Annotated in this window: 26 protein-coding genes and 1 riboswitch; of the genes, 12 read left to right on the forward strand and 14 right to left on the reverse strand. The window is 56.2% G+C overall.

Features of this window, described 5'->3' with window-relative positions; all coding sequences use genetic code 11:
* Positions 1-15: 15 nt before the first annotated feature.
* The 4 genes from OKX01_RS16495 to gpmA form a co-directional block, all read right to left on the reverse strand.
* Entirely contained in the window at positions 16-789 is a 774-nt protein-coding gene (locus OKX01_RS16495) for a HesA/MoeB/ThiF family protein (RefSeq protein ID WP_094197870.1), read from the reverse strand.
* A gap of 15 nt (positions 790-804) precedes the next feature.
* A complete protein-coding gene (locus tag OKX01_RS16500) occupies positions 805-2,316 on the reverse strand; it encodes a S41 family peptidase (protein ID WP_264672082.1) in 1,512 nt (503 codons plus the stop codon).
* Between the two features lie 164 nt (positions 2,317-2,480).
* Positions 2,481-4,049 carry a murein hydrolase activator EnvC family protein gene (locus tag OKX01_RS16505; RefSeq protein ID WP_108728482.1) on the reverse strand — a complete coding sequence of 523 codons (1,569 nt, stop codon included), beginning with the start codon at positions 4,047-4,049 and terminating at the stop codon, positions 2,481-2,483.
* Between the two features lie 3 nt (positions 4,050-4,052).
* The gene (gene gpmA / locus OKX01_RS16510; protein WP_094198442.1) at positions 4,053-4,799 is read right to left on the reverse strand and encodes a 2,3-diphosphoglycerate-dependent phosphoglycerate mutase; all 747 of its coding nucleotides are present in this window, start codon (positions 4,797-4,799) and stop codon (positions 4,053-4,055) included.
* Positions 4,800-4,960: 161 nt separating this feature from the next.
* On the opposite strand from gpmA, the gene OKX01_RS16515 reads away from it, so the two are divergent.
* The 5 genes from OKX01_RS16515 to OKX01_RS16535 all read left to right on the forward strand — a co-directional run bounded on the left by OKX01_RS16515 (position 4,961) and on the right by OKX01_RS16535 (position 8,253).
* The gene (locus OKX01_RS16515; RefSeq protein ID WP_257504856.1) at positions 4,961-5,308 is read left to right on the forward strand and encodes a rhodanese-like domain-containing protein; all 348 of its coding nucleotides are present in this window, start codon (positions 4,961-4,963) and stop codon (positions 5,306-5,308) included.
* A 23-nt stretch (positions 5,309-5,331) separates the two neighbouring features.
* The gene (gene grxC / locus OKX01_RS16520) at positions 5,332-5,589 is read left to right on the forward strand and encodes a glutaredoxin 3 (RefSeq protein ID WP_009458616.1); all 258 of its coding nucleotides are present in this window, start codon (positions 5,332-5,334) and stop codon (positions 5,587-5,589) included.
* A gap of 39 nt (positions 5,590-5,628) precedes the next feature.
* A complete protein-coding gene (gene secB, locus OKX01_RS16525) occupies positions 5,629-6,123 on the forward strand; it encodes a protein-export chaperone SecB (RefSeq protein WP_026483747.1) in 495 nt (164 codons plus the stop codon).
* Entirely contained in the window at positions 6,123-7,175 is a 1,053-nt protein-coding gene (locus OKX01_RS16530; RefSeq protein WP_230019319.1) for an NAD(P)H-dependent glycerol-3-phosphate dehydrogenase, read from the forward strand. The genes secB and OKX01_RS16530 overlap by 1 nt, the downstream gene beginning before the upstream one ends.
* 79 nt (positions 7,176-7,254) lie before the next feature.
* Complete coding sequence (locus tag OKX01_RS16535; RefSeq protein WP_094197873.1) at positions 7,255-8,253, forward strand: Bug family tripartite tricarboxylate transporter substrate binding protein; 999 nt, start codon at positions 7,255-7,257, stop codon at positions 8,251-8,253.
* 128 nt (positions 8,254-8,381) lie between these two features.
* Here OKX01_RS16535 and OKX01_RS16540 read toward each other — a convergent pair whose 3' ends face one another.
* A complete protein-coding gene (locus tag OKX01_RS16540) occupies positions 8,382-8,852 on the reverse strand; it encodes a tRNA (cytidine(34)-2'-O)-methyltransferase (protein ID WP_108728478.1) in 471 nt (156 codons plus the stop codon).
* A gap of 66 nt (positions 8,853-8,918) precedes the next feature.
* The gene (locus OKX01_RS16545) at positions 8,919-9,668 is read right to left on the reverse strand and encodes a ComF family protein (protein ID WP_094197875.1); all 750 of its coding nucleotides are present in this window, start codon (positions 9,666-9,668) and stop codon (positions 8,919-8,921) included.
* Positions 9,669-9,749: 81 nt separating this feature from the next.
* Here OKX01_RS16545 and OKX01_RS16550 point away from each other — a divergent pair, with 81 nt between their 5' ends.
* On the forward strand, positions 9,750-10,664 hold the full coding sequence (locus OKX01_RS16550; RefSeq protein ID WP_230019320.1) for a methyltransferase domain-containing protein: 915 nt from the start codon (positions 9,750-9,752) through the stop codon (positions 10,662-10,664).
* 104 nt (positions 10,665-10,768) lie between these two features.
* A riboswitch (FMN riboswitch) is annotated at positions 10,769-10,911 on the forward strand.
* 98 nt (positions 10,912-11,009) lie between these two features.
* Positions 11,010-11,501, forward strand: coding sequence for a 6,7-dimethyl-8-ribityllumazine synthase (locus OKX01_RS16555; RefSeq protein ID WP_094197877.1), 492 nt, complete (start codon positions 11,010-11,012; stop codon positions 11,499-11,501).
* A 112-nt stretch (positions 11,502-11,613) separates the two neighbouring features.
* Here the strand turns inward: OKX01_RS16555 and OKX01_RS16560 are convergent, their stop codons facing one another.
* From OKX01_RS16560 to rsmB, 4 genes are read right to left on the reverse strand one after another with little or no spacing between them, the layout of a single operon-like run.
* Positions 11,614-12,309, reverse strand: coding sequence for a response regulator (locus tag OKX01_RS16560; protein WP_108728476.1), 696 nt, complete (start codon positions 12,307-12,309; stop codon positions 11,614-11,616).
* 21 nt (positions 12,310-12,330) lie between these two features.
* Positions 12,331-14,667, reverse strand: a complete 2,337-nt coding sequence (locus OKX01_RS16565) for a sensor histidine kinase (RefSeq protein ID WP_199827936.1) — start codon at positions 14,665-14,667, stop codon at positions 12,331-12,333.
* Positions 14,667-15,251, reverse strand: coding sequence for a DUF4390 domain-containing protein (locus OKX01_RS16570; RefSeq protein WP_108728474.1), 585 nt, complete (start codon positions 15,249-15,251; stop codon positions 14,667-14,669). The genes OKX01_RS16565 and OKX01_RS16570 overlap by 1 nt, the downstream gene beginning before the upstream one ends.
* 48 nt (positions 15,252-15,299) lie before the next feature.
* Positions 15,300-16,604 carry a 16S rRNA (cytosine(967)-C(5))-methyltransferase RsmB gene (rsmB, locus tag OKX01_RS16575; protein ID WP_230019463.1) on the reverse strand — a complete coding sequence of 435 codons (1,305 nt, stop codon included), beginning with the start codon at positions 16,602-16,604 and terminating at the stop codon, positions 15,300-15,302.
* Between the two features lie 204 nt (positions 16,605-16,808).
* Between rsmB and rimO the strand changes: the two genes are divergently transcribed.
* The 5 genes from rimO to OKX01_RS16600 all read left to right on the forward strand — a co-directional run bounded on the left by rimO (position 16,809) and on the right by OKX01_RS16600 (position 22,598).
* Entirely contained in the window at positions 16,809-18,128 is a 1,320-nt protein-coding gene (gene rimO, locus OKX01_RS16580) for a 30S ribosomal protein S12 methylthiotransferase RimO (RefSeq protein ID WP_264672083.1), read from the forward strand.
* A 65-nt stretch (positions 18,129-18,193) separates the two neighbouring features.
* Entirely contained in the window at positions 18,194-19,867 is a 1,674-nt protein-coding gene (locus tag OKX01_RS16585; RefSeq protein ID WP_264672084.1) for a sulfatase-like hydrolase/transferase, read from the forward strand.
* A 15-nt stretch (positions 19,868-19,882) separates the two neighbouring features.
* Positions 19,883-20,407 (forward strand): gamma carbonic anhydrase family protein, encoded by a 525-nt coding sequence (locus OKX01_RS16590; protein WP_230019323.1) that lies wholly within the window; start codon positions 19,883-19,885, stop codon positions 20,405-20,407.
* Positions 20,408-20,649: 242 nt separating this feature from the next.
* The gene (locus OKX01_RS16595) at positions 20,650-21,411 is read left to right on the forward strand and encodes an aspartate/glutamate racemase family protein (protein WP_042486802.1); all 762 of its coding nucleotides are present in this window, start codon (positions 20,650-20,652) and stop codon (positions 21,409-21,411) included.
* Positions 21,412-21,710: 299 nt separating this feature from the next.
* Positions 21,711-22,598, forward strand: a complete 888-nt coding sequence (locus OKX01_RS16600; protein WP_230019324.1) for a LysR substrate-binding domain-containing protein — start codon at positions 21,711-21,713, stop codon at positions 22,596-22,598.
* 106 nt (positions 22,599-22,704) lie between these two features.
* Here the strand turns inward: OKX01_RS16600 and hpaI are convergent, their stop codons facing one another.
* The 4 genes from hpaI to OKX01_RS16620 form a co-directional block, all read right to left on the reverse strand.
* Positions 22,705-23,511, reverse strand: coding sequence for a 4-hydroxy-2-oxoheptanedioate aldolase (gene hpaI, locus OKX01_RS16605; RefSeq protein WP_264672085.1), 807 nt, complete (start codon positions 23,509-23,511; stop codon positions 22,705-22,707).
* A gap of 181 nt (positions 23,512-23,692) precedes the next feature.
* Positions 23,693-24,436: an ABC transporter ATP-binding protein gene (locus tag OKX01_RS16610; RefSeq protein WP_264672086.1), complete on the reverse strand. Its 744-nt coding sequence runs from the start codon at positions 24,434-24,436 to the stop codon at positions 23,693-23,695.
* Positions 24,412-25,239 carry an ABC transporter permease gene (locus OKX01_RS16615; RefSeq protein WP_203226725.1) on the reverse strand — a complete coding sequence of 276 codons (828 nt, stop codon included), beginning with the start codon at positions 25,237-25,239 and terminating at the stop codon, positions 24,412-24,414. Before OKX01_RS16615 ends, OKX01_RS16610 begins: the two co-directional genes overlap by 25 nt.
* A complete protein-coding gene (locus tag OKX01_RS16620) occupies positions 25,239-26,252 on the reverse strand; it encodes an ABC transporter substrate-binding protein (protein WP_249460294.1) in 1,014 nt (337 codons plus the stop codon). The genes OKX01_RS16615 and OKX01_RS16620 overlap by 1 nt, the downstream gene beginning before the upstream one ends.
* Between the last annotated feature and the right edge of the window lie 199 nt (positions 26,253-26,451).

Consider the following 26,451-nt stretch of genomic DNA (forward strand, 5'->3'; position numbering starts at 1 on the left):
GCGATCAAAAACAGATCAGGCGTGATCAGTGTGCTCAATGGCCGCTGAAGCGCATACCGGGCATGCCGGGTCTTTGCGGAAACGTACGGTATGCCAATTCATATTGAAAGCATCCACACTTAACAAACGCCCCACCAAGGGCTCTCCGAAGCCACCTAACAACTTCAAGGCTTCCACCGCCTGTGCGCTACCCACCATGCCCAACAAAGGCGACAGAACGCCTGTGGTGGCGCAGCGCAGTTCCTCGACATCATCGGCTTCGGGAAACAGACAGTGGTAGCAAGGAGCCTCGGGCTGACGCAAGTCATAGGTACTGACTTGGCCCGAAAAACGAATCGCCGCACCGGACACCAAAGGTTTACGCAGTGCCACGCAGGCACGGTTGATGGCATGGCGAGTGGCGAAGTTGTCGCAGCAATCCAGCACCAGGTCCACTTGCTGAACCCAATGCATCAAGCCCGCTTCGTCCAGACGTTGAACAACGGGTGTCACCTTCACTTCGGGATTGAGCTGCTCGATATGCAGCTTGGCGGACTCAACCTTGTCCCAGCCCAGGCGATCCGTGGTGTGAGCAATCTGACGCTGCAGATTGCTCAGTTCCACCTGGTCATCGTCCACCAGAATGATGGAGCCCACACCCGAAGCAGCCAAATAAGCCACCACGGGGGAACCCAGCCCCCCGGCTCCAACAACCAGGATGCGGGAAGCCAGAATCCGCTCCTGCGCTTCTACCCCGAATTCATCGAGCAGAATATGCCGCGCATAGCGCAGTAATTGCTGATCTTCCACGTCAAGAACCTGTGTTTACGGGTTTACCGGTTCGAGCCCCTTGGGGGTGATTCGGAACCGCTCAACGCTGGGTTGCTGATTCAGGGGACTTTTTTTTTCTGGCGACTCGGACTCTACTTCCTTTTCACGCTTGGCAGCCGCTTCCTTGGCCGCAGCTACTTTCGCTGGATCATTTTTGATCACAGGACGGCCAGCCAAATGATTCAGTGCCTGTTGCAACTGGAAGTCGTCGTCACCGCCAAATTCAAACATTTTGAACTCTGGGCTCATACCCAGATCAGGCTGATCTGCTTCGGCGCTTTCGTCCACCTTGCTGTTGAGCAGGTGGCGCTTCAAGTCCACTTCACGCGGCAGCCGGAACAAATTACCCTGAGCGGTATCGTCCACCACCACATCTGGCTGTACGCCCGTTACCTGAATGGACGTGCCGTTAGGCGTGTAGTACAGGGCAGTCGTCAGTTTCAGGCCCGACTCCTCGGACAGAGGAACAACACTTTGCACCGAGCCCTTGCCAAAGGTGCGGTTACCAATAATGGTGGCGCGTTTGTGGTCTTGCAACGCCCCGGCCACAATTTCCGATGCCGAGGCCGAACCTACGTTCACCAGAACCACAATCGGCACGTTCTTGAGCCAATCCAGCTTCTTCAGAACATCGGCGTCCGTATCCAGCTCGCCCAGTACAGATTGCATGGATTTAACGTAATACTCGCGATTGGACGAAGGAATGCGACCCTTGGTCGACACCACCAGGTCTCCCGAGTCCAGGAAGGCGGAAGACACGCCAATGGCGCTTTCCAGCAAACCACCGGGGTCGTTACGCAGATCAATTACCAAGCCTTTCGGTGCGCCCGGGCCTTTGTGGACTTCGGACAATTGCTTGATCAGATCCGCAGCCGTGCGTTCCTGGAACTGGGCAATGCGCACGTAGGCTACGTCATCAGCCAACATCTTGGAGCGCACGCTGCGCACCTTGATGACATCGCGCACCAGGTTGAATTCCAATGGCTTGTCGCGGCCAGCACGGCGTATCGTCAGCTTGATCGATGTTTTCGGCTCACCACGCATCTGTTTGACGGCATCGTTCAGGCTCAAATCCTTGGTGGGTTTGCCATTGATGTGCGTAATGATGTCGCCCGCCAGAATACCGGCGCGCGCGGCAGGCGTATCCTCAATAGGCGAGATGACTTTGGGCATCCCGTCCTCGCTGCCAATCTCAATGCCCAGGCCGCCAAAGCCGCCTTGAGTCATGGCTTCCATTTCCTTGAAAGCATCGGCATCCAGATAGGCCGAGTGGGGATCCAGATCGGTAAACAAACCTTTGATTGCGTTATTGACCAAGGTCTGATCCGTCAAAGGCTCCACATACGTGTTCTTGATGGCAGCGAACACATTGGCGAACTGCTGCAGTTCGCGCAAAGGCAATGGCTCGCCGCGTTGAGCGACCGCAGTAATGCCCAGGCTGATCAAAATACCGCCCACAGCACCTGCTGCCACTAGACCAATGCTGCCAATCCTTCGAGTGCTCATGCACATTCCCATTATTTTCAGATTCAAGACGGGGCCACCTCCCGGAGCTGACCCGACCATGCATTATAAGAGTAGCGTAAAGTGGCGACCAGCGTGAACTGGGCTGGAGTCGCTACCCGGCGCAACAAATGCGAGCAAAAGTAAACGCCAGAAACAAAAGCGGCTCAGGAACCCAGCCAAACCTGCGGATTAATGGGCTTGCCTTGATGGCGCAACTCAAAGTACAGGCCGGGTTCAACCTGCCCGCCAGTGGCTCCCACCCGCGCAACAGGCTCTCCACGTCCCACAATATCGCCTACTTGCTTAAGCGTGCTCTGGTTATAGGCATAGACGCTTAAGTAATCACGACCATGATCGATAATCAGCAAATTACCAAAGCCGGTCATCCAGTTGGCAAAGACTACACGGCCCGGGGCCACCGCACGAACGGTGGTGCCTGCCTGTGCGCGCAACACAACGCCGCGCCAAACGCCACCATCGGGGCGCTCTGCCCCGAACTTGCCTTGCATTTCACCACGTACCGGATAAGGCAAACCACGTTTCAGACCCTGGAAGCCACCTTCTGGTTCCAAGGCTGGGGCAGAAACCTGCTCGGCAGGCTCTTCAACGACCTGAACTTCACGCACTTTTGGGGCGACCGGTTTGCTGATCGGTTCACTAGGCTCGGACGAAGCATCCAGACTATCTGACCATAAACGCTCGTTCGCGGTTGGCGGCGTATAGGTCAGCGGTGGCCGCGGAATGACGGGTTCTGGCTGTTGTGGCTCGGCAGGTTCCGGTTTGCTGCGTGGCAAGGCCGCAGGCAGAGGCGGTTGCGTGGCCCGAGCCCGCTCCAACAACTCCCGCTCGCGTTCCAGGCGCGCCTGTTCACGGTCAGCCTGCTCTTGCTGGGCTTTGCGCTGCAACTCTTGCTGACGTGCCAGCTCGGCTTTACGCGCTTGTTCTGCACGGCGCGCGGCTTCACGTCGGCGTTGCTCTTCAGCGCGACGGGCCAACTCAGCCTGTCGCGCAATTTCAGTTTCCAGACCGGAGATCAAATCCCCCAGCCGTTTGTCATTACTTTGCAGATTCGCAGCCTGACCACGCTGCCGTTCCAGTTCAGCGCTGATATCAGCCACCACCTTGGCCCGTTTTTCTTTCTGCTCTTCTAGGGCCACCTTTTGGGCAGCGGCTTCTGTGGCCAGCTTTTCCTGCTCTTTTTCACGCGCCGCAACCTGGGTCTGCAAGCGGTCCAGGCGCTCTACGGTGCGGCGTACCTTATGAACCTGTTCAGTCTGCTGACGCGAGACATAACCCAGATAATGCAGTTCGCGGTTAATGGCGTTGGGATCATCGCCCGACAGCAGGGCGGACCAGGGCGAGACGCCGTTGGCATATTGCGCGCGCAATTGCTCGGCCAGCTCCTGCTGACGTTGCTCTTTGATCACTTGCTGTTCGCTGATTTGTTTGCCCAGTGTGCCCAGTTGCTGGTGCAATTGCTCTTGCCGCTGCTCGATCTGAGCCAACGTGCGGTCGATATCGGAAATAGCCTGCTCGGATTCGCGCAAGGCATTGGCAGCATCACGACGCGAGCTTTCGCGGGTGTCGATCGACTTACGCAGCGATTCAATTTTCTGGCGCAGCTCTGCCTGCTGCTTTTGCGCCTGGGCCTGACGGGCAGCCAAGTCCGGATCCGCAGCCAGGGCCGGTAAGGCCCAGGCTGCCAGCAACAGGCAGACGCTGTAGCGCCACATTATTTACTGCGCCTTGCCCTGATTGGCAACGGCTTGCATCTGAGCCGCAATCGCTTCCTGGTCGCCCAGGTAGTAATGACGGATAGGACGCAAGTTTTCATCCAGCTCGTACACCAGAGGTTGGCCGGTAGGAATGTTCAGATGAACGATATCCTCGTCGGAGATTCCATCCAGATGCTTGATCAGCGCGCGCAGGCTGTTGCCGTGAGCCGTGACCAAAACGCGCCGGCCGGAGCGAATAGCAGGAGCGATGGACTCCTCCCAGAAAGGAACGACGCGGGCCACGGTGTCTTGCAGACACTCGGTGCGCGGCAGTTGATCGGCGGGTACACGGGCGTAGCGGGCATCAAAACGCGGGTTGCGTGGATCGTCCTCAGCCACTGGATCAGGAGCAATCGCGTAAGCACGACGCCAGACCAAGACTTGATCCTCTCCGTACTTTTGTGCGGTTTCGGCTTTATTTAAGCCTTGTAAAGCACCATAATGGCGTTCGTTCAGGCGCCAGCTCAAACCCACGGGGGTGTGCATGGCGTCCATCGAATCCAGGGCGATCCACAAGGTACGGATAGCGCGCTTGAGGACCGAAGCGAAAGCCAGGTCGAACTCAAAACCGTTTTCTTTAAGCAGTTCACCGGCCTGCTTTGCCTGTTGACGCCCGGTTTCGGTAAGATCGACATCGGTCCAGCCAGTAAACCGGTTCTCCAGGTTCCACTGGCTTTCGCCGTGCCGCATCAGTACAAGTTTATACATGGTAAAAACAGCCTCGAGGTTGAAAAATTGGCGCCACTCTATAATCGTGTGATCTTGCCCTTTTTTCTTGCTTTTCTTGGTAATCAACAGGATTTAACGTGGACTTCATCTTAAGTCAGAACAATCTTCTAATTTTAGCAATTGCGGTGCTTGCCGGCATTATGCTGTTAATACCCAGCTTTTTCAAAGGCCGTGCGGGACGCGCAGTTTCAAGCTCGGAAGCGGTACAAATGGTAAACCAGAAAGACGCCATTTTGATTGATCTGCGCAGTGCCGATCAGTTCAAGGCCGGGGCAATTGCACAATCTCGCAACATTCCTGCGGCTGACCTTGACGCCAAGGCCAGCACGCTGCCCAAAGACAAGCCCGTCATTCTGGTGTGCGATACCGGGCGCAGCGCCCCGCGCAGCGTGGCCGTCCTGCGCAAGCACGGCATCACCGAAGCCTACACACTGCAAGGCGGCATCCAAGGCTGGCTGCAGTCCAGTCTGCCCGTCAAAAAATCGTAAGCTCCCCCTTCTACGAGGCTCTCATGGCAAAAGTCACGATGTACTCCACAATGGTGTGCCCTTATTGTGTGCGCGCTGAAATGCTGCTCAAACAACGCGGCGTCACTGAAATCAATAAAATCATGATTGATCGTGAACCCGAACAGCGCGCTCTCATGATGGAGCGCACCGGTCGGCGTACCGTTCCCCAAATCTACATTGGCGACACCCATGTAGGTGGCTACGATGATCTGGCCGCTTTGGACCGCGAAGGTGGCCTGCTGCCTCTGCTGGCTGCCTGATTTTTTTTCTAACAATTTTTTTACCCCATAGGATCACCCATGGCCGACCAGAACACCCCAGCCGCTGAACAAGAAGCTCAACAACCCAGCTTCAGCCTGCAGCGCACCTACATCAAAGACCTGTCCATCGAAATGCCCAATGCGCCCCAGATCTTTCTGGAGCAAGAGGCCCCTTCCGTGGAAGTGTCCATCAATGTGGGTGGCCAACGTCTGGCTGACACAGTCTACGAAAGCACCGTCACCGCTACGGTGACCACTCGCATTGGCGACAAGGTCATGTACCTGGTGGAAGCCACCCAAGCCGGTATCTTCGAAGCTGCCAACATTCCTGAAGAACAGCTCGAACCCTTGCTGGGCATTGTGTGCCCCACCATGCTGTACCCCTACTTGCGCGCTGCCGTGGCTGACGCCATCAACCGCACTTCCCTGCCTGCCCTGCACCTGACTGAAGTGAACTTCCAGTCCCTGTACGAGCAGCGCCTGGCGCAGCAACAAGGTGCCGACCAAGCTGACGGCCAGCCTTTGCAGGCCTGATGATGTCAAGCGCGCACACTCCTGTTCGTGTCGCAGTCCTGGGCGCCGGCAGTTGGGGAACGGCACTGGCCGCCCTGGCCAGCACCCAGGCTCCCACGATGGTGTGGGCGCGCAAGGCAGCAACAGCACAAGCTATCGGGCAGGAGCATCGTAACCCTGCCTACCTGCCTGATGTCGTGCTGCCCGACTCGTTGCAGGCTAGCGACAGCCTGCAGCAAGTCATGGAGTTTGCCCTGGCTGATGACACCGGCCCTGCCCTGCTGATTCTGGGCGTGCCTGTACGTGGTCTGGCGCAAACCTGTGTGGATTTGGCGCAGTACCTGCCTGCCACACGCCGCCACCCCGTCTTGCTGGTCTGGACGTGTAAAGGTTTCCATCAGGAAAGCGGCTTGTTACCCCACCAGATTGTGCGTGAAAACCTGCCCGACTATCCTTGGTTAGGCCGTGCCGTCCTCTCTGGCCCCTCGTTCGCCCTGGAAGTGGCCAAAGGCCTGCCTGTTGCCCTGACACTGGCTTGCGAACCTGCTGATATGGCTGGCATTGCCCTGGAGGCCTTGCATGGCAAACAAGCGCGTCTTTACACCAGCACCGACATGATCGGCGTCGAAGTGGGCGGCGCTGTCAAAAACATCATGGCCATTGCCTGTGGCATTGCCGACGCACTGGGCCTGGGCCACAACGCCCGTGCAGCCCTGATTACCCGAGGTCTGGCTGAAATGCAGCGCCTGGGTGTTGCGCTGGGCGGACAAGCAGAGACTTTTTCCGGGCTGGCAGGTCTGGGAGATCTGGTCCTGACAGCCACGGGCGAATTGTCCCGCAACCGCCAGGTGGGACTGGCGCTAGGTGCCGGTCAAAGCCTGGACAGCATCCTGGCCACCGGCATCACCGCTGAAGGAGTGCGCTGTGCTCGTTCGGTTCTGGAAATGGGCCGGGCGCACAAGATTGAACTGCCGATTACCTCAGCGGTCTGTCAAATCCTGTTTGAGCAGTTGCCTCCAAGCGAAGCGGTCCACGCCTTGTTAACCCGCGAGGCCAAGCCAGAAGGCCACTGATACCGTCCGCCTGCCGATCTGGCATCCTACCCACGCGGTCAGACCTGCGGTCAACCGTCTCTTACTCAAAATCAAAACAATGTCATTGCTTGCTCGTTCTCGTGATCTTCTAATCCGCTCCGTTCTGGGGCTGGCCTGCACTGGTTTGCTGGCACCCTCGGCTCAGGCCCAATCCAGTTGGCCCGAGCGTCCCATTCAAATGGTAGTGCCCTTCCCAGCCGGCTCCTCGCCTGACGCGCTGGCCCGTGCCATTTCCGAGCCCCTGTCTCAAGCATTGGGCCAAACAGTCATTGTGGATAACCGTCCTGGTGCAGGTGGCAATATCGGCACTCGTTTTGTGGCACATGCCAAGCCCGACGGCTACACCCTGCTGCTAACCATCAATGGTCCCATGGTGACGGCCCCCACCCTGTACAAGAGTTCGCTGGGTTACGACCCGCTGAAAGACTTGCAGGCTATCTCCATGATTGGCACCAGCCCGAACGTACTGATCGTTCCTGCTGACTCACCCGCCAACACAGTAGAAGAATTCATCGCCCTGGCGAAATCTCAGCCCGGCGAATTGAACTACGGTTCGGTGGGCCCCGGGAGCTCAGCCCACCTGGCTATGGCCATGCTGGAACATGCTGTTGACATCAAGCTGGAACAAATCCCCTACTCGGGCTTCCCACAAATCCTGACCGCCATTATTGGTGGTGACATTGACGCTGCCTTCATGGTGCCGGGCATTGCCATGCCCCAGGTTGAGGCCGGCAAAGTGAAAGCCCTGGCCGTGACATCCCTGCAACCCAGCGAACTGTTACCCGGTCTGAAGACCATGACACAAGCCGGTTTGGAAAACTTCGAGGCTATCTCGTGGGATGCTTTCTTCGTCCCCCACAACACCTCGGATGATGTGGTCAAACGCCTGAACCAGGAAATTACAACGATCTTGCAACGCGAGGATATCAAGGCCAAATTGAACGCCTTTTACTTCTCATCCGAGCCCTCCACACCGCAAGCGCTGACGGACAAAATCATTGCCGACAAAGCCCGTTGGGATGAAGTGATTGAACGTCTGAATCTATCGTTGGAATAACACTGGTAACGGGATTCAAAAAAAAACGGCCCTGCGAACTCATCGTTTGCAGGGCCGTTTGCTTTGAAACTTTCAACGGAAAACCGATACGCATAAATCAGCGTTTTTCGTGACAAGCATCCGCTTGTTTAAACACCACCTTCATAACCCGCTTGCCGCCAGGCCTCAAAAACGCAAATCGCCACGGCATTGGACAAGTTCAAGCTGCGTTGCCCCGTCAACATGGGCAGACGAATTCGTTGTTCGTTGGGAAACAGCTCTAGTTGTTCTGCAGACAAGCCTGCAGTTTCACGGCCAAACACAAACACATCACCTGGCTGAAAGCATTGCTCGGCCAGCAAATGGCTGCCGCGTGTGGTCAGGGCAAACGCACGATCAGGCGCAGAGCCCGTGGCCTGCAAGGCTTCTTCCAGGCTGTCATGTACCTTCACCTGCGCCCACTCGTGATAATCCAGCCCGGCACGACGCAGTTTGCTGTCTTCCAGCTCAAAACCCAAGGGCCGCACCAAATGCAGGACACAACCCGTATTAGCCGCCAGTCGAATGACGTTACCCGTGTTGGGGGGGATCTCGGGCGAAACCAGGACGATATGAAACATGAAAAACCTAAAAAGTGCAGAAAAGAATGCCGAAAAAGCCGCGCATCAGCGGCGCAGTATACAGGGCTAGGGGAGCTTCAATTTCCAGGGGGCACGGGCAGCAACCAAGGCATAAACTGACCGTGCACCAGCCACCCGGCAAGCTCGCGCCAGCGCATCCAAGGTCGCTCCGGTGGTGAGCACATCATCCACCAGCAGCACGTCCCCCCCTTGCAGCGGCTCCAGCACCCTAAAAGCGCCTCGCATGGCCTGCCTGCGAGCCTGTCGTCCCAAAAACTTCTGGGCTTGTTCAAGCCGTGGCTGCGCCACGACAATATGCAAACGGGCTGACAAGCCCAAAGCATGCGCCACACGCTTGGCCAACACAGCGGCAGGATTGAAACCACGACGGCGCAAAGCACGACGTTGCGAGGGCACTGGAATTACCCGACAATCCGGCCCCAGCCCAGGACCGTAACGGTGCCATTGCTGCACCATCAGCTCAGCCAGTACCGCCGCCATTTCCAGCCGACGGGAAATTTTAAACGCATGTATCAACATATCGCCAGGATGTTCATAGTCAAATCCGGCAACCGTCGCTTGCAGGGACAATTGCCCTGCTCCGCAATCCGGACAGGCCAACAAGGCCAAGGGTGGCAACGCCAAGGCGCAACGCGGACAGCGTAAATCCTGGGCAGGTGTTGCCAGCGCATGTCGGCAAAAACGGCACAGCGCGCCGCTTTGTGAACGTAATCCACACAACACACACGGTCGTGCCAGCAATGGAATCCCTACAAGGCGATGGGGCGACTCGCGCCGAAACAGGGGATGCGCCATAATAGATCATTACCTTTGAGAGTCAGGCTGATCCGATCACAGCACATCCCGCTGAGCCAGGCCAGCAACGTCCGCGCAACTATGTCCCAGTTACCATCTTTACCAATCAACTCCGCCCACGTAGAGCAGCAATTCAATCGCCGCGCTCCTCTGGATCACGCTCAGTTTCTTTATGGTGAAGTCGCGCAACGGATGTTGTCACGGCTGGCCCTGGTACGCTTGCAACCCACTCATATTCTGGATGCTGGCTGTGGCGCCAGCCACGCACTGGAGCCCCTGCGCTCTCGCTACCCGGACATGAGCTATACCGGTCTGGATCGCAGCGCCAAGCTACTAGAGGTCGCCCGGGAGCGTTACCAATCCAAACCCAGCCTGTGGCAAAAACTGCGTAATCAGCCCACACCGGCAGCTAACTGGGTTCAGGCCGATATGGCCCATAGTGGCCTGCCCGCAGAAAGCCAGGAGCTGGTCTGGTCAAATATGGCGTTGCACTGGCACCCGGAACCGCATCGGGTTCTGGCCGAATGGAACCGTCTGCTAAAACCCGAAACGCTGGTCATGTTCTCCTGCCTGGGCCCCGGCTCTTTTGCCGAGCTGCGCAGCGCCATGGAACAAGCCGATTTAGACACCAAAACGCTGGAATTCGTGGACATGCACGACTTTGGCGACCTGCTTCTGGAAAACGGCTTTGCTGACCCTGTGATGGATCAAGAAGTCGTGACCCTGACCTATCGCAGCGCTGAAAAACTGCTGGATGATTTGCGTCTGTTGGGCGGCAATCCACACCCTCAACGTAAGGCCAGCCTGAGCACGCTGCCCTGGCGTCAACGCCTGCTCAATGCGCTGGAAAAACAGCGCCATATGGATGGCACCTTGCATCTAAGCCTGGAAATTGCCTACGGACACGCCTGGCGCGCCCGCAGCCGTCGCAGCACCTTGGGCGAGGTCAGCGTGCCAATCTCCACAATCAGCCGCCGCCCCAAACCCCAGGAATAAATTCCGCTACCAGGCATATTCCAGTAGCACCCCATCTATTTCAGACCTTCTCTGACAAAGAAAAGGTTTAGGGGTACACTTTTGCGGTTGGCCAAGCTGGCTAACTATGTTCTCAGGGCGGGGTGCAAGTCCCCACCGGCGGTAATGGCACTAGCCTAGCCCGCGAGCGCCTGACCTGTGGTCAGGGACAGCAGACCCGGTGTGATTCCGGGGCCGACGGTATAGTCCGGATAAAGAGAGAACGGGATATCCTCAACGACCTGTACAGGACTCATCCTGCGATGGGGTTGAGCTATCCTGCTTCCTGCATGCCCTGTTTTTGTTGTCATAAAACAGGAAACCAACATGAACAGCATTACCCCAGCCAATCTTCTGGCTCCCCGTATCGCCTTTATTCAAGCTTGCTGGCACAAGGACATTGTGGATCAGGCCCGCCTGGGTTTTATCGACGAAGTCAAAGCCATGGGCCACGACAGCAGCTTGGTCGACTTCTTTGAAGTGGGCGGCGCCTTTGAAATCCCGCTGCATGCACAACGCCTGGCCCAATCAGGTCAGTATGCTGCTGTTGTGGCAGCGGGTCTGGTGGTTGATGGCGGTATCTATCGTCACGACTTTGTGGCTACCGCTGTGATCCAAGGCTTGATGCAAGTCCAGCTCAGCACCAACGTGCCTGTGTTTTCAGTCGTGCTGACTCCGCACCATTTCCATGATGGCAAAGAGCACCACGATTACTTCCATCGTCACTTTGTGATCAAGGGCCAGGAAGCAGCCCGTACGTGCCTGGATACCGTGAGCAAGTTGCAGGTGCTGCCTGCGGCATCCGTCGCCGCTGTCTAAACGGCAAGGCGGCCTGAAGAGGCCGCCTCAATCCCTAACCCCTTGGGCTGCTTTACCCGCAGCGCCAAGGCTGGCCAGAAGCTTGCTGGCCATGCATTTGGTAACTACTGTATCAAGACTGGTTACGCTTGCGCGACGAGTCTATCCCCAACTGTTTAAGCTTGCGGTATAAGTGGGTACGCTCCAGCCCGGTACGCTCCGATACCCGCGTCATGCTGTGATTCTCGCGGCGCAGATGATATTCAAAATAAATGCGCTCGAATTCGTCACGCGCTTCGCGCAATGGCAAATCCAAGGAGATGCTGCCTAGCTGGGACTCGTCCTGTTCTACTTCAGGCACGGCCATGGCAGGCGCCATGCCAGGAACCATTGTCGTGGCCTCTGGGCGACGATCACCACCTTGAACCACCGGGCGGGCCGCGGCAGCCAGCGCTTTGGGAGCCACAGTACGCTCCAGACCCGAAGCTACGGTCTTGAGCAAGCGCTGCATGGTGATGGGTTTTTCCAGGAAGTCCACTGCACCAATGCGGGTTGCTTCCACTGCGGTATCCACCGTGGCGTGGCCGCTCATCATGACCACAGGCATATCCAGCAAGCCTTGAGATGCCCACTCCTTGAGCAGGCTGACACCGTCAGTGTCTGGCATCCAGATATCCAGCAAGACCAGATCGGGACGGCCCCGCAAGCGTGCCTCGCGAGCCTGGGCGGCATTTTCTGCCAATTGCACGGTGTGCCCTTCGTCGTAAAGAATTTCCGACAAAAGTTCCCGAATGCCGATTTCGTCATCAACTACCAGAATTCTGGCCATAAAACGTCACCTACGTGATTTTTACGCATTATCGTTTGCTCGCCGCCCAGAGTCCAGACGAATATGCTGGCCAGCAAGCCGGGTAAAGAGGATGGAAATGCGAGCCCCCCCCTCACGACGATTGGAAACATCGATTCTGCCGCCGTGCTCCTCGATGATTTTCTTAACTATAGCAAGTCCCAGACCCGTGCCGGTGGGCTTGGTGGTTACGTATGGCTCAAAAACGCGCACCAGCATCTGAGGATCAAAACCAGGCCCGTTATCTGACACCACAAAACTGACCGCACCAGAAGAATCGGAACCTTCTACGCCCGCAATCATGGTTTTAACAAATACATGCGCCTGGTCAAGTGATTGATCCTGGGCTGCCGCTTCACGCGCATTGGCCAGCAGATTATGAATAACCTGACGCAGCTGCGTGGGATCTCCTTGCACCATCGGCAAATCAGGATCCAGCTCCACATCAATCGCCACACTATAACCATCGTCCCGGACCATGCCTTCCTCCGGGTCCCAACCATATAAGGTCAGCACTTCGGTAATCAGCTCGTTCAGATTCAGCGCTTGCATCTGGGTAGCGGGTTTACGGGCATACTCACGGAAATCTTCCACCATCTTTTTCAGCGAACTGACCTGGTTGACGATGGTATTGGTATAGCGCAGCAACATGGCAGCATGGACTTCGTCCAACTGCGACTCCAGTTTCATGGCCAGACGTTCGGCAGACAACTGAATCGGTGTTAAGGGGTTCTTGATCTCGTGTGCCAGACGTCGAGCCACCTCGCTCCAGGCCACCAGACGGCTGGCGGAAATCACGTCGGTAATATCGTCAAACACCACCAGATATCCGGTTGGCTGACCATCTACACGCAACAAAGTACCACGAGCCAAAACGGTGACGATAGTATCACGCGCTTCATTACCTTCTTTCATTTCCAATTCAAACTGCTGCTGCCAGTAAGGATGGTCTGAACCCATCGCCTGATGCGTGGAAAAAGCCTCACGAATCACGGAAGCAAAAGTCAGCGCCCCTTCCAGCGTTTCCAGCGGACGACCTTTAATAGAGCGCAAGTCCACCTGCAAAATGCGCTGCGCCCCCTGGTTGAACATGGTGACGCGGAACATCTCATCAAAAGCCAGCACACCACTGGACAGGTTGCTGAGCACCGACTCCAGGTACATATTGGAGCGCTCCAGCTGCAGACGATTTTTCTCGACCATGCGGCGCGCCTCAGCCAATTGCCGGGTCATGGCATTGAAAGAGCGGGTCAGTTGGCCAACCTCATCCTTGGCAGGTGGCTCTGGCAACGCCCGGTAGTCCCCTACCCCCACCGCTTGCGTCCCGGCGGCCAACGTCAACAGTGGACGGGTAAGGCGACGCGACAAAGCCAAGGCCGCTGCCACAGCCGTAAACACCGCCAGAATCAAGGCCAGCGTCAGCGTAATACCGTAGAGCTTGCGCAAGCCCTGACGAGACAAGGCCAGCTCCTGATAGTCCCGAAACCCTTGCTGTACCTGATTGGCATTGCGTGCAATCTTGTCCGGTACAGGCTGAATCACCTGCAGCCAGCGCGAGTCAGCCGTACCGCTCAAGGTTGCTGCAAAACGGTTGGGATCGGCTAGCGGCAAAACCGTACGCAAACGCAAACCGGTCGATTCTGCCGGCACTCCACCCTCATCCAGACCATTGTCACGCACTGGAGCATCATCATCCACCTCGGCTGCAGAGTAACGACCCGAAATACGCAACTGATTCATGACGCTGGACGGCGGCATATCCGGCAGCAAGGTGTCATAACGAGCCGACGAAAAGGCAATCAAACGGCCATTGCCGGAGAACACCATCGCCTCAGTGACACCACTGTTCTCGCGCAAGGAAATCAGCAGGCTGCTGTACTGCGCGCTATCTGCCTTGTTCAGCGCCGACACCATTTCATTGGCACGGCCTTCCAGCTCATTGAGCTGTGAATCCAAGGCGGCACGGCCCAGGCTCAAACCCGACTCCAGCGCCGTATCCACCCGCACGTTGAACCAGGACTCGATCGAGCGCGACATGAACTGCACCGAGAGCAGATAAATCAAGGCACCCGGAATAATGCCGATCAAGGTGAAGTAAAAGGCAAAACGCGCCGTCATGCGGGCACCAAACTGACGTCGACGTATTTGCCTGAACAGACGAATCGTCAGTAACAGCACCCAGGAAATCAGGGTGGCGGCCAATACGCCATTGAGCACCAGCAGCAAGTCATACTGCTGCGCGTAGCGCGAAGCATTGCCGGTAGACCAGACAAGAAGTGAAAACAGCGCCAACGCACTGACACCCGCTCCAAACAGAGCGGTGCGCAAGATCCAGCGGATCAAGGTTGGGGCTCGTCGACGGAGACGGAAAAGGAAAAGGTTTTCCATGGGGTAGCCAGTGTCCAGGCAGAACTATTGATGGCATCCACTTGAAACGGACGAGCCAGCAAAGAGGTATCCAGGCGCAGACGCACACGACCTTGATATTCCTGGTCGCGGTCCAGATCCGCCACATACGCCACGGCCCAGCCGCGGATATGCCGCAGCATGGCTAATGCGTCATTCATGGAGGATTCGGGTAAAGACAGGTCACCAGTGCCCACGCGCCACTGACGGGTCAGGGCGTTGTACACAACCCGCCAAGTCTGTTGTTCTTTAACAACGTTTTTATCAAACCAATACCAGCGGGGTTGGGCCAGCTCCACTTCAGCCGTGAAATACAGCGGCACCCCTTTCTCGGCAGCAGTGCGCAATTCCTGGCTGAGCTCAAACTCGATATCAGCATCGATATACAGTTTTTCGTCCCGGATATGAGGCTCGACCTTGACGACCCGCTCTCCCGACGTAGCGACCGGCACCATGGTATTGGCCGAGCTTAGTGCGCAGTTGAAAATCAGCAGAAAAGACAGAAAAACGCGCCACATCGTGATTAACCGCAAAAAGGACAAAGTCAGAGCCCTAATTGTGACAAGTCAAACCGGGCGCGTAAACAAGGCGTAGAAAAAACCGTCGCCATCTGCCAGCGATCGTCCCGCAACACCGGGCAAAATCTGGCCGGGAGAATCCAAAAGCTGCGCCTCAGGGTGACGGGCCAAAAACGCCTCCACCTGCTGCTCCCCTTCTGCCGGGAAAATCGAGCAGGTCGAATACAGAAAATGCCCGCCGGGCCGCAATGTGGACCACAAGGCATCCAGTATAGAGCTTTGCAAACGCGCGGTATCGGCAATATCCGACTCGCGGCGCAACCAGCGAATATCGGGGTGACGACGCACAATACCTGAAGCGGTACAAGGCACATCCGCCAAAATGGCATCAAAGGGCTGACCATCCCACCACTGCGCAGGACGGGCAGCATCACCCCGTTTGAGCTGAACCTTATCGCTTTCCAGGCCTAGACGACGCAGGTTGTGGCCGACACGCTCCAGACGCTCGCCATCGGAGTCCAGAGCCAGCAAGGACACGTCCGCCTGTTCCAGCAAATGAGCGGTCTTGCCACCTGGGGCCGCGCACGCATCCAGCACGCGCATGCCATCTTTGACCGGCAAGAGCAAACCCGCTTGCTGAGCCGACCAATCCTGCACCGACCACCAGCCCAGATCAAAACCAGGAATCGCTTGAACCGGCATGGCCTTGTCCAAGGTAACGGCTCCCGCACCTGGGCTGCTGGACGCAATACCTGCTTCGGTCAGCACCGCCTGCAAACGCTCCACCGAGCAACGACGCTGATTCACGCGTAAGGTCAAAGGACCAGGGCGATTCGCAGCTTGTAGCAACGCTTCCCAGTCACGCGGGTAAGCGCGACGCAATTCCTTGACCCACCAGCCAGGATGATTCCAGCGTGCTTCGGGTCGGCTCTCTACCTGAGACAAGATCATCTTGCGCTCACGCGTAAAGCGACGCAGCACCCCGTTCACCAAACCCTTGGACAAACGCAGTGCGGCCTGACTGTCCGCCGCCCGCACGGCCTGATCCACCACCGTATGCACGGCATAGACCGGCACATCCGGGCGCTCTTCAAAGGCCGTGGCATCCTCTTGAACACGCATGGCCGTATCCAGCAAGGCCAGCGACACCATTAACAAGGCGTCCAGCCAGGTATTGCTGGGTTGCCGAGGCACCAGCGTGATACGAATCTGACGGGCATGACCCAGACGGCGCAAAACATGAAAGCTGATCGATTGCACGGCTCCACGGGCAGAAGCTGGCGTGGCCGCCAGACTTTCAGTCAGGGACTTACCTGCCAGCACGCCTTCAATATTGCGCGCGCTCAGCAGCATGACTTCGGACAGGGGCAAAGAGGGGGAAAGAGGGGTGTCGGACACAGAACAACCGCTAGAAAAGAAAAATATGACTGCGACTGTAGCACTATTTACCGCATAAACCGGGCTCAAACGCACAAGATCCGCACGCATCCGGGCATGGGACGGTAAAATCAAGCCTATTTCCCAATTTCGAGCCCTCAAGCTCCAGAAGGACCCTCTATGAGCGCCCCCAAAGTCGGATTCGTGAGCCTGGGTTGTCCCAAGGCCCTGGTCGATTCCGAACGAATTCTTACCCAGCTGCGTACCGACGGCTATCAGATCACCCCCAGCTACGACAATGCGGATGTGGTGGTGGTCAATACCTGTGGCTTTATCGACAGCGCCAAGGCCGAATCGCTGGAAGCGATCGGCGAGGCACTGGCTGAGAATGGCCGCGTCATTGTCACCGGCTGCATGGGTGTGGACGAAGGCCTGATTCGTGATGTGCACCCTTCCGTGCTGTCCGTCAGCGGCCCCCAGCAATACGAGCAGGTACTACGCGCCGTGCGTGAAGCCGCGCCGCCCTCGCTGGATCACAATCCCTATATTGATCTGGTGCCCCCGCAAGGCATTAAGCTGACCCCGCGTCACTACGCTTACTTGAAGATTTCCGAAGGCTGTAACCACAGCTGCAGCTTCTGTATTATTCCGTCCATGCGCGGCAAGCTCGTCAGCCGTCCTGTCGGTGATGTCCTGGGCGAGGCCGAGCGCCTGGTCAAGGCCGGCGTCAAAGAACTGTTGGTGATCTCGCAGGACACCAGCGCCTACGGCGTGGACATCCGCCAGCGTACCGGCTTCTGGAATGGCCGCCCCGTCAAGAGCAGCATGCTGGACTTGAGCGCGGCCCTGTCCGAACTAGGTGCCTGGGTACGCCTGCATTACGTCTACCCGTACCCTCATGTGGACAATATCATTCCGCTGATGGCCGAAGGCAAAGTGCTGCCTTACCTGGATATTCCGTTCCAGCACGCCAGCCCTTCCGTGTTGCGCGCCATGAAGCGCCCTGCTTTTGAAGACCGCACCCTGTCGCGCATCAAGCAATGGCGTCAAGACTGCCCGGATCTGACCATCCGCTCCACCTTCATCGTGGGTTTCCCCGGCGAGACCGAGGAAGACTTCCAATACCTGCTGGACTGGATGACCGAAGCCCAACTGGATCGCGTCGGCTGTTTCCAGTACTCCCCCGTGGAAGGCGCTTCCGCCAACAAGCTCGATGGCATCGTCCCTGATGAAGTCAAACAAGAGCGTTGGGAGCGTTTCATGGAGCATCAACAAGCCATCTCCACCGCTCGTCTGGCCGCCAAAGTGGGACGCGAAATGGACGTGCTGATTGATGAGATCGACGAAGACGGCGATGCCGTTGGCCGCTCCAGCGCCGACGCCCCCGAAATTGACGGCAACGTCTTCATCACCAGCGAACAAAAACTGGAACCCGGCCAAATGGTGCGCGTGCGCATTACGGATTCCAGTGAATATGACTTGTTTGGTGAAACAAGCTAAGCTCGAACGTCCCTTAGTTCATTTGACAACAGCCCGGCTCTAGAGCCGGGCTGTTCGCTTGCGACATGACAAGAACAAGACTCATCGATCTAGCTGTTGTTATCGCGCTGGGATATTTCCAGTACTACCTTTTGCACAACCATCTGGATTTCCTGTTTCTGGATGAGGCGGGCCAATATCGATGGCTTGCGCTGGTGCTTTCTTTGACCCCACTGTTTGCGCTCTACTTTCTGCTGCGGGTGATTTTACCCTGTACGGTGGCTGGGGTCCTGACTGCAGGGGCCTCTTTGTTACTGACAGAAATCAGCAATACCAAGCAAGCCCTGACTACCGAACCGCTTAGCTGGACGGATATCACTCGCACTGACAACCTGTCTGTTGTACCTCATTACATCAGCCAATCCCACATCATCTATGCCTTGCTGGTGGTCGCTGCAATTGTGCTGCTGATGCGCCTTGATCGAACCACACGCTTAAAAAAGACTGGGGTTCTACTAGCAGTCCTGTTCTCACTGCTGTCCCTCCACCCCTACTTAAACCGTATAGATACGCCGTTAAGTCACGTAGCGCAGTTTGAGCTGACTCGCCAAGATATCCACTACGTCGTCTGGGACTGGCCCAGGAATATCAGAAAAAATGGCCTGCTCACCCATTTAGTTCAAACAAGCCAACGCCGCATGCCCCCAAAGCCTTCCACAACAGAGCGGGAGCAGTTTGATATTTTGAAAGCATCCAGCATTGACACATCAGCTCAGCCTTCAAACATCATTGTGATTCTCTGTGAAGCATGCTGGCATGATGAACAGCATTTCAAAGAGGCGTTCAGCCCTTTAAAAAAAATTGGCTTTCAAGCCTTCCGTGCCATTGCTCCCGTATATGGAGGAGGAACAGTCAACTCAGCTTTTGAACTCCTGACTGGGCTGCCTGCCAATGGTGCCTTAAATGGAATTATTTACCAGGAATACACGAAGCTACTCTCCCCACAGGCGTGGAGCTGGCCCCGTAGCCTTGAAAACATAGGCTATGCCAGCGTTTCACTACACAATCACAACGCAGTCTTCTGGAACCGGCACATTATTAATCCAAAGCTTGGGTTTCGACGGTTCCTTGCCCTTGAGGACATGAATTACGACGGCCCGATCTGGGCCAACGATGAGATTCTTTTCAAAGCCGCAACTCAAGAACGGCAAAACAGTGACAGGCCAAACTTTCAATTCATCACAACTGTTTATACACACGGAGCCTACTACCCACGCGATGGAGACCACGGCGAGCAACATTATCAAGAAAAACTGACTCAAAGCCTGCGCGATGCGGCTGATTTTGCCGACCAACTCCTTGCCAGGCACCCCGACTCTCTCATCCTTCTTGTTGGCGACCACAAGCCAGCCTTGACCCATTTTTTCCATCAAGAAAATATTTTCTCAGATGACTTTTTCATACGAACGGGGGAAATGAACAGCGACTATATGTTCTCTCCCTCCGCCCCGAAAGAGATACTGGGTGACGTACCGGGCTATATTTATTATCGTGGTCAAGATCTGGCAGCCCGTTTGAACCATCAGCCCTTTTTCTGCCTTGGCCAGATCATTAATGACGTTTCCGCAGGCGCTATCTTGCCAGCGTTCCAATACGCCCGGCATTATGATCTTTGCTCTTCTACCCCAAATCTCACCTATACCCAGCGCAGTGAATCCTATCCAGGCTGGCTATATTCCGCCTCCCTTTTCGACTTCTGATTTTTGTACATTGTTATGCCTATCTATCAACTAGACGAACACAGCCCACAAATCGACAACAGCAGCTTTGTTGCCGCAGAGGCCACCCTGATTGGCAAGGTTGTATTGAAAGAACACACTAGCGTCTGGCCCGGCGCCGTTATCCGTGGTGATAACGAAACCATTACCGTAGGTGTAGGTTCGAACGTGCAAGAAGGTGCCGTACTGCACACCGACCCGGGCTACCCTCTGGATATTGGCGAGCACGTTACCATCGGCCACCAGGCCATGCTGCACGGCTGTACCATCGGTGAAGGCTCGTTGATCGGTATTCAGGCCGTGGTGCTGAATGGCGCCGTCATCGGTCGCGATAGCCTGGTCGGTGCTGGGGCACTGGTCACTGAAGGCAAAGTCTTCCCCGAGCGCAGCCTGATCATCGGATCACCCGCCAAAGCCGTGCGTACCCTGAGCGACGAAGACATTACCAAGCTGCGCCAAAACGCCAGTGTCTACGCCAAACGCGGTGGCCACTACAAAACGGCCTTGAAACGTATAGACTAAGAAAAAAAACGTACACCGGCCCTCTTTTGTAATGAGACATGCAATCATGCCGTCGCTTAAAAAGCGTCCAAAAAATGGGTATGGCCGGCTGGCACTAGTGACAATCCGGCCAGTCCTGATCTCTGCCAATCCTGCCATCGCCGTTGGCGATGGCACGTTGACAGATGATTGATTTGCAAGGAAGAAAACGGGTCCTAGAATGAAGGCGTCAATCTAAAAACCACCTTCAGAGACAGATTCCTATGAAAACCTACCGCATCGGCCAGATCGTTCCCAGCTCCAACACCACTATGGAAACCGAGATTCCTGCCATGTTGCAGGCTCGTTACGCCGAGTTTCCTGAAGAGCGCTTCACCTTCCACTCCTCGCGCATGCGCATGATGCACGTGAACCCCGAAGAGCTGAAAGCCATGGATATCGCCAGCGACCGCTGCGCGGTTGAACTGAGCGACGCCCGCATGAGCGTGATGGCCTACGCTTGCCTGGTTGCCATCATGGCCCAAGGCGACGGCTACCACCGCGTCTCGCAAGCCCGTCTGCAAAACACCGTTAAAGAAAACGGCGTGGAAATTCCTGTGCTGAGCTCGGCCGGTGCCCTGGTCGATACGCTGAAAGAATTCGGCTACAAGAAAGTCTCCATCATCACCCCTTACATGAAACCGCTGACCAAGCGCGTAGCCGACTACATCGAAGCTGAAGGCATCGAAGTTCAGGACTCCATTAGCCTGGAAGTGTCGGACAACCTGGAAGTGGGTCTGTTGAACCCGGAAAACCTGCTGGAGCACGTCAAGCGCCTGAACCACGACGGCGTGGACGCAGTCATTCTGTCCGCTTGCGTACAGATGCCTTCCCTGCCTGCTATCCAGCGCGCTCAAGACCAGATCGGCAAACCCGTTCTGTCTGCTGCTGTTTGCACCGTGTACCAAATGCTCAAGACCCTGGGTCTGGAAACCCGCGTTCCTAACGCTGGCCACATCCTGTCGGGTGCCAAGCCACAAGCCTAATCAAACCGACTTAGCAGTACACAGCCCTGCCAACCTTGCGTTGGCAGGGCTTTTTTATGCTTAGACGTCATCAAAGCGTGCGGTAAAAAATGCAGTTATGTCGAATCATAAACAAATGCCAAACCACAAATGGCTGTTCGTTATCGATACAGGCTGATAACACCCTTTGCCACGACATCCATATGGGCATAGATGTAGACGCGAAGTAGCCATATAGATATAGCCTAGGGCGATGATTCTCTATGCTGTCACAGTGACTTCATGTGCAGACCAGCAAAAAAAAACGATATGATGCCTGCATGAAACTGGACCTGCTGACCCTCAAACTGTTTGTCCGAATACTGGAAGAAGGCACGATCAGCCAAGCGGCAGAGCGTGAGCATATTGCTGCTGCCGCAGTCAGCCGCCGGATTGCGGATCTGGAACAATCTCTGAATACAACACTGCTGCTACGCACCAACAAAGGCGTCAGCCCGACCGCAGCAGGCCTGGAACTGCTGTACCGTTCACGTGCCTTGCTCAATAGCGCGCAAGAGATCGAAACACGTCTGCAAGCCTATTCACAGGGTCAACAAGGCCTGGTGCATATCCTGGCCAACACATCGGCTATCTCTCAGTTTCTGGCCGAGCCGCTAGGTGAGTTTGGCCGCCTGCACCCTGCTATCCCCCTGCAACTGGAAGAACAAACCAGCCTGGACATTATTCGAGCCCTTGCTGAAGGCAAAGCCGACCTGGGTGTCTTTACCCGCCTGCCCTACGCAGCCGACATCGAAGCCTACCCGTTTCGCAGTGACAAACTGGTGGTGCTGGTGCCTATCCAACACCCCTTGGCTCAGCATGAGAAAATCCGCTTCGAGCAAACGCTGGAGCATGAGCAAATCACGCTGCTGACCGGCACGCAGTTGCATTACCAGATCACCAAAATCGCCATGGAGGCCAACCGCTCCGTACGCATTCGCACCGAAGTGTCGGGCTACGACGCCATGTGTTTGTTGATTAATGCAGGCATGGGTATCGGCATCTTGCCGCGCAAGAGCGCCAGCATTTATCAGATCCCTAATACGCGCGTGATTGAACTGGACGAAGCATGGAGCCAGCGAGAAATTCTGATCGGTGTGCGCCGCCGCAGTGACCTGCAACCCAGCGCCGAAACCTTACTGAGTTTTCTACTGGAAAGCGCTGCTTAACGACAAACCTCGCTGCGACAGCCACAATCAACTACAAGGCAGGCATGCCAAGCGGTTCCCAAGCCAAAGACGTTTGGCATTTGGTTCTTGGCATGCCAGTTGCTACTCAATACGCCGCACCCGGCTGGGCCACAGGCACCGCTACCTCATCCTTGAACTGAGCCAGCAAAGCCGTTGCCGCCTGTCGCAACAACACCGCATCCACGCCTACGGCCACAAACAAGGCCCCCAAGGACAGATAGTGATGCGCTGCCTCGACATTCGCCTGCAAGATTCCGGGGGCCTTACCCGCCTTGCTGATACGCACAATCGCATCCTCGATCGCTGACAAGACTTCTGGATGTCCTGGTTCAGTCAAATACCCCATGCTGGCCGCCAAATCCGCCGGGCCGATAAACACACCGTCCACACCCTCCACCGCCAGGATGTCGTCCAGGTTATCCAGCGCCTCACGCGTTTCCACCTGGCAAATCACGCACATTTCCTGGTTAGCTCGCGCCACATAATCCGTGGTCGCCCCCCAACGAGCAGCACGAGCCAGAGCTGCACCTACCCCTCGAATACCCTGCGGAGGATAACGTGTCGCAGCAACAGCCGCTTTGGCCTGTTCAGCGTTTTGCACCATGGGAATCAACAGATTCTGAGCCCCCATATCCAGCAGCAGCTTGATCTGCACGGGGTCATTCCAACTAGGGCGAACAATCGGCGCGATGGGATGAGCCGAGACCGCCTGCAACTGCGCCAGCAAGGTCTGTACCGTATTGGGGACATGCTCGCCATCCAGCAAAATCCAGTCGTAGCCCAGGCCAGCACAGAGGTCCGCTACATAAGGGCTGGCCAAGCCATGCCACAAACCAATCTGGGACTTGCCCTGCCGCAAAGCCTGCTTGAACGCATTTACCGGGTGCTTCATGTCCTCTCCTTGTCACGTGCTTAGGCGTCAAGCAAGCAGTGTAAAGCGCACAAGACGGAAGTGAGCATGAGTGCTGACTATTTTGAACAAGCGCATCATCATGCATCGCCCTCAGGCACGAACAGGCAAAAGAAACGGCCCACTGCATGGGCCGTATGTCTTATTGCATTGGCTAACGAGCTCACAAGGCCTGGCCGACCTCTTTCACCAGCTCCCCAAAGCGGGGCGTAGTGCGATCTCGCGGGCGCGGCAGGTCTACTTCTATCCGGGCGCTGACACCGGCCGGGCTGCCACCCAGAACGATAATGGTATCGGCCAAAAAGACAGCCTCATCAATATCGTGCGTCACGAACAGAACCGCTGCCGCACTGCGCTGCCACACCTGAACCAGCTCGTCCTGCAAGGCCTGACGAGTCAGAGCATCCACCGCAGAAAAAGGCTCATCCATTAATAGCAAATCGGGTTGCACAGCCAAGGCACGGGCAATGCCAATACGCTGCACCTGACCACCCGAGAGCTGATGCGGCCAACGGTCTTTCAAATGCACCAAACCTACCTGATTCAAGGCTGCGTCAACGCGCTGATCGCGCTCTTCACGCGACAGGCCCAAACCTTCCAGACCATACGCCACATTCGAGGCAATACGCCGCCAAGGCAAGAGACGGCTGTCCTGAAAGACAAAAGCATTGGCTCGGCGACCAGGGCTATCGTGCAGATTGGAGCGCAAATGCCCAAAGCTGGGCCGACTCAAACCAGCAGCCGCGCGTAACAAAGTGCTTTTGCCGACACCGGAGCCACCCACAATCGCCACAAAGTGTCCTGCCTGAACGTCCAGATTCACATCGCGGATCACAGGAGCAGACGCACCGGGATACTGAAAACCAAACCCCTGGAACTGAATCAAGGCTGCCACTGAAGTACCCATTTATTGAAAGCCAGAAAAAGCATGTCGCACACGGTGTAGACCACCGAGATAATCAGCATGTAGACCACAACCGCATCGTAAGCCCCCACCCCTGCAGCGGCATTCATTTCCTGACCCATGCCAGGCACACCCAGCAACTCAGCCGCAATCAGCGTCATCCAGGCCTGGCCGATACCGGCACGCACACCGCTTAACAAGCCGGGGCTGATCGCTGGCAAAACCACCGTCCAGGCGCGAGCAAAATAGGAGTTATGCCCAAAAGCTGCAGCCAGCTCGTAATAGCGAGGATCGACCGAGCGCACCGCACTGTAAGTGGCAAAGTAATTCAGCCAGAACACACCGATTGCAATCACAAAGGCTGCGCCAGTATGGCTAACCTTGAACCAGGCAATGGCAAACACCACCCACGCCAAGGGCGGAATAGGACGCAGCAAACGAACCAAATAAGCTTGCAGCAAATCAAAGCGATGAATAGTTGCCGCCGCCAGCCCGAACGCAATGCCCAAGAAAGTGCCTACGCCCAAGCCCCAGAAATAGTGCACCAGACTGGACTGAGCAGCAGGCCAGAGACGACCGGATTCAATCTCCTGAAACAAGGCCGAGGGCAGACTCAAGGGATCAGGTAAGGTGCCGCGCGGAGCCCAGCCATAGACATAAGCCAGGCGCCACACCACGATGAACAAGGCCAAACCGGCGACCCCGTAGACAACCCGCTCCAGACCACGACGCCACAAAGCATCACCCCAGGCAAGCGCAGGTGCTGGTGTCGCGGCGGGCAAACTGGCTTGTTTTGCAACGCTCATTACGGTGCTGCCTTCTCATAAAAGCGAACGTCAAACAGGCTTTGAACATCATCCAGCTTGGTCGCCAGTGTGCCTAAAGAAACCTGGAAATCCTGCAGTTGAACCGTGCCGTCAATAATCTTGTGAGGGTCTGGCTGGAATTGATCGCGCGAACGCTCGATAGCGGCCTGCACAATGTCTTTAGGCAAGCGGCCACCGCCTACATACTTCTGAACATAAGGCGTTGCCTTGGCAGGTTCGTCGCGCAGCATGGCTGTGGCACGCAGGTGAGCATTCACCAAGTGCTGAACCAGATCAGGATGAGACTTGATCAAACCCTCACGCACCAACAGCACCGAGCCAGGCTCATTGGGAAACAACTGACTGCCGTGGGCCACGATTTTGGCATCAGGCTGACGCTGTAGAATCTGGCTAACCGTAGGCTCCAGGATGGCTGCGGCATCAACAGCATGATTGCTGAGCGCCTGCTGAATCTGGGCCTCACCTTGGTAAATAACCTCGACCACATCCGGGTCGACTTTCAGCATATTGCGCAGCCAATACTGCAACGCAGCCTCTGGCACCGCCCCTTTGGGATAACTGGCAACCTTGGGCTTGTGTCCCTTCTCCTGAGTGAACTTGGCCACCGCCGCTGCAAAATCCGGCTTGTCGGCATCCAGGTAAGCAGCCAAATCGCCAATAGCCACCACACTGACCTGCTCCACGATATTGGAGGCGACCACTTTGACGTCGGCCTCTTTAGCCCTGGCCACCAAAGCGGGGCCAATCCCCACATAGGCTACGTCCAACTGACCAGCGATCAGAGCTTGAGTCAGCGCAGGACCGCTTTGAAATTGGACCAGCTTGGGCTCCGGTTGTCCCTGCGGCAATAAGTCGCCAGATCCTAAGCCCACGAACAGTTGAGCCGCAGGCATGATAGGCAAATAGCCAATCTCCAGCGCTTGCTCGGCAGCCTGTGCGGAGAAGGAGACGGAAAGAGCAAGAAGGCTGGGGGCTAAATAACGGGAAAACATAAGGATCTCGTGAAACAGGCGAAAACTGAAGCTTAAACCTGTTGGAGAGACGCATCTTTATTTGTTTATAACTGCAGAAAATATAAGAACTCCAGCACATAGCTGTAGCTATTGGTAGATCGCACACGACCTAAACGATCTCTGCTCACATCCCGCTATACAATAGCGAACATACCAAGACCGAGCGCTTAAATTGGCG

The organism is Alcaligenes sp. SMD-FA, assembly GCF_025960365.1.
Classification (GTDB): Bacteria; Pseudomonadota; Gammaproteobacteria; order Burkholderiales; family Burkholderiaceae_B; genus Alcaligenes; species Alcaligenes aquatilis.

Coding starts and splice junctions, on each gene's coding strand:
- OKX01_RS16585 (WP_264672084.1), top strand. CDS start 18,194: ATGACAAGAACAAGACTCATCGATCTAGCTGTTGTTATCGCGCTGGGA.
- OKX01_RS16620 (WP_249460294.1), bottom strand. CDS start 26,252: ATGTTTTCCCGTTATTTAGCCCCCAGCCTTCTTGCTCTTTCCGTCTCC.
- OKX01_RS16615 (WP_203226725.1), bottom strand. CDS start 25,239: ATGAGCGTTGCAAAACAAGCCAGTTTGCCCGCCGCGACACCAGCACCT.
- OKX01_RS16560 (WP_108728476.1), bottom strand. CDS start 12,309: ATGGCCAGAATTCTGGTAGTTGATGACGAAATCGGCATTCGGGAACTT.
- OKX01_RS16515 (WP_257504856.1), top strand. CDS start 4,961: ATGCTGTTAATACCCAGCTTTTTCAAAGGCCGTGCGGGACGCGCAGTT.
- OKX01_RS16595 (WP_042486802.1), top strand. CDS start 20,650: ATGAAAACCTACCGCATCGGCCAGATCGTTCCCAGCTCCAACACCACT.
- OKX01_RS16600 (WP_230019324.1), top strand. CDS start 21,711: ATGAAACTGGACCTGCTGACCCTCAAACTGTTTGTCCGAATACTGGAA.
- OKX01_RS16500 (WP_264672082.1), bottom strand. CDS start 2,316: ATGAGCACTCGAAGGATTGGCAGCATTGGTCTAGTGGCAGCAGGTGCT.
- OKX01_RS16555 (WP_094197877.1), top strand. CDS start 11,010: ATGAACAGCATTACCCCAGCCAATCTTCTGGCTCCCCGTATCGCCTTT.
- rimO (WP_264672083.1), top strand. CDS start 16,809: ATGAGCGCCCCCAAAGTCGGATTCGTGAGCCTGGGTTGTCCCAAGGCC.
- OKX01_RS16535 (WP_094197873.1), top strand. CDS start 7,255: ATGTCATTGCTTGCTCGTTCTCGTGATCTTCTAATCCGCTCCGTTCTG.
- grxC (WP_009458616.1), top strand. CDS start 5,332: ATGGCAAAAGTCACGATGTACTCCACAATGGTGTGCCCTTATTGTGTG.
- rsmB (WP_230019463.1), bottom strand. CDS start 16,604: ATGCTGCTGAGCGCGCGCAATATTGAAGGCGTGCTGGCAGGTAAGTCC.
- OKX01_RS16545 (WP_094197875.1), bottom strand. CDS start 9,668: ATGGCGCATCCCCTGTTTCGGCGCGAGTCGCCCCATCGCCTTGTAGGG.
- OKX01_RS16610 (WP_264672086.1), bottom strand. CDS start 24,436: ATGGGTACTTCAGTGGCAGCCTTGATTCAGTTCCAGGGGTTTGGTTTT.
- OKX01_RS16540 (WP_108728478.1), bottom strand. CDS start 8,852: ATGTTTCATATCGTCCTGGTTTCGCCCGAGATCCCCCCCAACACGGGT.
- hpaI (WP_264672085.1), bottom strand. CDS start 23,511: ATGAAGCACCCGGTAAATGCGTTCAAGCAGGCTTTGCGGCAGGGCAAG.
- OKX01_RS16550 (WP_230019320.1), top strand. CDS start 9,750: ATGTCCCAGTTACCATCTTTACCAATCAACTCCGCCCACGTAGAGCAG.
- OKX01_RS16505 (WP_108728482.1), bottom strand. CDS start 4,049: ATGTGGCGCTACAGCGTCTGCCTGTTGCTGGCAGCCTGGGCCTTACCG.
- secB (WP_026483747.1), top strand. CDS start 5,629: ATGGCCGACCAGAACACCCCAGCCGCTGAACAAGAAGCTCAACAACCC.
- gpmA (WP_094198442.1), bottom strand. CDS start 4,799: ATGTATAAACTTGTACTGATGCGGCACGGCGAAAGCCAGTGGAACCTG.
- OKX01_RS16530 (WP_230019319.1), top strand. CDS start 6,123: ATGATGTCAAGCGCGCACACTCCTGTTCGTGTCGCAGTCCTGGGCGCC.
- OKX01_RS16570 (WP_108728474.1), bottom strand. CDS start 15,251: ATGTGGCGCGTTTTTCTGTCTTTTCTGCTGATTTTCAACTGCGCACTA.
- OKX01_RS16590 (WP_230019323.1), top strand. CDS start 19,883: ATGCCTATCTATCAACTAGACGAACACAGCCCACAAATCGACAACAGC.